We start from the raw sequence: 2931 nt of genomic DNA, 5'->3' as shown, positions 1-2931 counted from the left end.
ATCGCCACGCTCACTTGCTCGATAGATACGCTTTTGCAACTTAAATGTCAATCTTTCGGCTTTTCGCCAATTGATTTGATTCCATTCCACCGTCGGGTTGTCCCGCGTTTTAGACTTATTCATTGCTGCTAGGTTCCCATCATTGAAGTTACCGTGTACCTGTCTGCATATCTCTGTTATTACAACAGAGCATTGGCTTCTGATACAATCCCTCTCCCATATACTATTCGTTAGCTACTTACTGGATAATCGACATGATTCCAGAAATATATGAGAGTTACTTCGTTCCAAATACACATTGTTAGAGTTTTTAGTGTGATGCTATCCACCGGGTTTATGGGCGGTGCTTATAGGTCAAGTGTGAAATTGCCTATGCCCTATCCTTGCCTTTTGGCTTGGTCTTAATCAGTCTAAACCCGTGTTTTTCAACGGGTTTATTCTTGATTTAGCCATTAGACCATCTAAAATTACGATGGTTCAGACACATCTTTGCTTTCGCTACACATGAACTCTTGCTCGACAGTTACCAGTTTTGGCTACTAGTAGTTCTGCCTTTTATCCCCGCTTTATCCTGTTGGTTGCTACCCTACAAAATAGGGGATATGCTTTTACCGCTGCACTTGCGGACTAGGACTAAGGTTTAAACCCCGCACCTAGATGTGTATTCAGTTATACTAACCATTTTGGTTAGGCTAACCGTCCCTGAATATCTCTACTCATTTAGGTTAAACGAATCGCACTCACTATTCTTTAATGTAGCTTGAGTCAAGGGGTTGTGACCCCCGTACTACCCCCGATTTCTTGCTGTCGAAACGCTACCTCCAGGAAGATAAGGCAGGAACTGACAGCAATGCACCGCTGAGTTCGGCGTGTATTCTGCCGTTGCTGGCCAAAACTCGACCCGAACTCATCTCAAAGGCACCGCCGTCATAGGCTGTAACTTGACCTCCGGCTTCGGAGACGATGAGTACACCGGCTGCTACATCCCAAGGGGAGAGTCCCCGTTCCCAGTATCCGTCCGATCGCCCCATTGCGAGGTGTGCGAGGTCTAGGGCTGCCGAACCGCTGCGCCGCACGCCTTGGGTGAGGTGGGTGAGGTGACAGAATTCCGCATAGTTATTGTCGGTTGTTTCGCGCCGATCGTATGCAAAGCCGCTAACTAACAAACTTTTGCTCAATTCTGAGATTTGCGAAACGGAGATCGCCCGCCGGTTCCAAGTCGCCCCCAATCCTTTAGCTGCGCGAAACAATTCGTTATGAGAAGGGTCGTAAATTACGCCAATTTGTGGTATGCCGTCGATTAAAAGTCCGATCGACACAGCGTAAAAAGGATATTGATGGGCGTAATTAGTTGTACCGTCCAAAGGGTCGATCGCCCACAGATATTTGCTGTTAGCATTCCCTAATTTGCCGGATTCTTCAGCGAGGATGGCGTGAGCGGGTACGTGTCTGCCGAGAATTTCTAAGATGACGGCTTCTGAGGCTTTGTCCGCTTCTGTGACTAAATCGCCCGATCGACCTTTTTCTTGAATGTTTTCTAATTTTCCGCAGAAAGATTGCAAGACTGAACCGGCGGCCAGGGCTGCTTCTGTGGCTATTTCTAAGAGGTTTCGCAGTTGGTTGTCTGTCATTTGTTAGTTGTTACTTGTTAGTTGTTAGTTGTTAGTTGTTAGTTGTTAGTAGTCATTAGTCATTAGTCATTAGTCATGTTTTGCTGTCCCCGCCGAGCTTTGGGTCCAACGTCATCAGGAAGAAGGAAATCATTGCTCATGAGTTGTTAGTGATAACTGAAGAGCTTTTAGTTGTTGACTAATCACCAATTACTAATAACTAATAACTAATCACCAATCACCAATCACTAATAACTAATGACTACTGACTACTGACTACTGACTATTTCCGATTTTGCTGGCGAAATTCTGCGGGAGTTTGGCGCAAAGCTCGTTCTGGATTCCACAGCCCTTTACCCATGATTCTCGCCCATTCTTGAGCGTTGAGGAGTCGCTGTTGATATTTGGTGTTGGGCGATGAACGCATCGAGGAGGCCAAAACATAACCTTCTTTGACTAGCTGTTCGTTGAGCAAAATTTGATCTTGCCACAAATAAGCTAATTTGCGATCGAACTGGTCTTTAACTTCGATGTCTGATTCTAACAATACTTGTTTTCCCCCTGTTAACTGTTCTAATCTTTGTTTGGCTGCTTCTCCCCAAGGCTGCTGTTTTAAATCTGGCGCATCAATACCAATCAGTCTAATTTGTTCTAATAAGGCGATTTTGTCGGCTGTGCTGATAACTTCGATTGTTTGTCCGCTGATGGCTCTTTCTACTTTGGCGATCGTACCTTGGGGAATTTCGGGTTTTTGGCAGCTAGCTAACAATACACAAAGGGCGATCGCAAATAACCGATAAAGCATGAATAGTTGGTAGTTGATAATTTAAAAAATTGCCTCATTCCTCATCCAGCGGCAAACCGACTTTAACTTTACCTTTACCAAAATAGCGACCGAATTGCAGTTCGTAAACTTCGTCTTCGTCTTGCGTCTCTACCTCGATGTTGGAACGGGGATAGCAGACGCACAGCAGGGCATAACCTTCTTTTTGCAGTTCCACAGAAAGTCCCATTGCTTCAGGCTGGTGCAGTTCCCCCGACTTGACGCGCACCGCACAGGCTGTACAAGCGCCGTTGCGGCAGGAAAATGGCAATTCTACTCCTTGGTTTTCGGCGCTTTGCAGGATGTAGCGGTCTTCTGGTACTCGCACTGTGTGGCGCGATCCGGTTTGTCGGTTATGAATTTTAATTGTGTACGATCGAGTCATGGAATTTTAGATTTGAGATTTGAGATTTGAGATTGGGGTGGGCGGGGCAAAATCCTTGAGATGAATGGGTTTTCGACCCCGGGAGGAGAACCCGAGCCCGCTTGGCAAGACAC

General features: G+C 46.0%; 4 protein-coding genes. All 4 read right to left on the bottom strand.

From position 1 onward, the window contains the following. A partial coding sequence (locus tag IQ270_RS29455) for a reverse transcriptase N-terminal domain-containing protein (protein WP_193976587.1) occupies window positions 1–123 on the bottom strand: 123 nt, incomplete at its 3' end. A gap of 692 nt (window positions 124–815) precedes the next feature. Further along, a complete protein-coding gene (locus IQ270_RS29450; protein WP_193976648.1) occupies window positions 816–1631 on the bottom strand; it encodes an inositol monophosphatase family protein in 816 nt (271 codons plus the stop codon). A gap of 262 nt (window positions 1632–1893) precedes the next feature. Further along, window positions 1894–2415, bottom strand: coding sequence for a thermonuclease family protein (locus IQ270_RS29445; protein ID WP_193976647.1), 522 nt, complete (start codon window positions 2413–2415; stop codon window positions 1894–1896). 34 nt (window positions 2416–2449) lie between these two features. Continuing rightward, on the bottom strand, window positions 2450–2818 hold the full coding sequence (locus IQ270_RS29440) for a 2Fe-2S iron-sulfur cluster-binding protein (protein ID WP_193976646.1): 369 nt from the start codon (window positions 2816–2818) through the stop codon (window positions 2450–2452). Window positions 2819–2931 lie beyond the last annotated feature (113 nt).

The organism is Microcoleus sp. LEGE 07076 (assembly GCF_015207455.1).
Taxonomy (GTDB): Bacteria; Cyanobacteriota; Cyanobacteriia; order Cyanobacteriales; family Microcoleaceae; genus Microcoleus.
The sequence above is the reverse complement of the archived record's forward strand: the minus strand, read 5'-3'. Positions and strand labels throughout refer to the sequence as shown.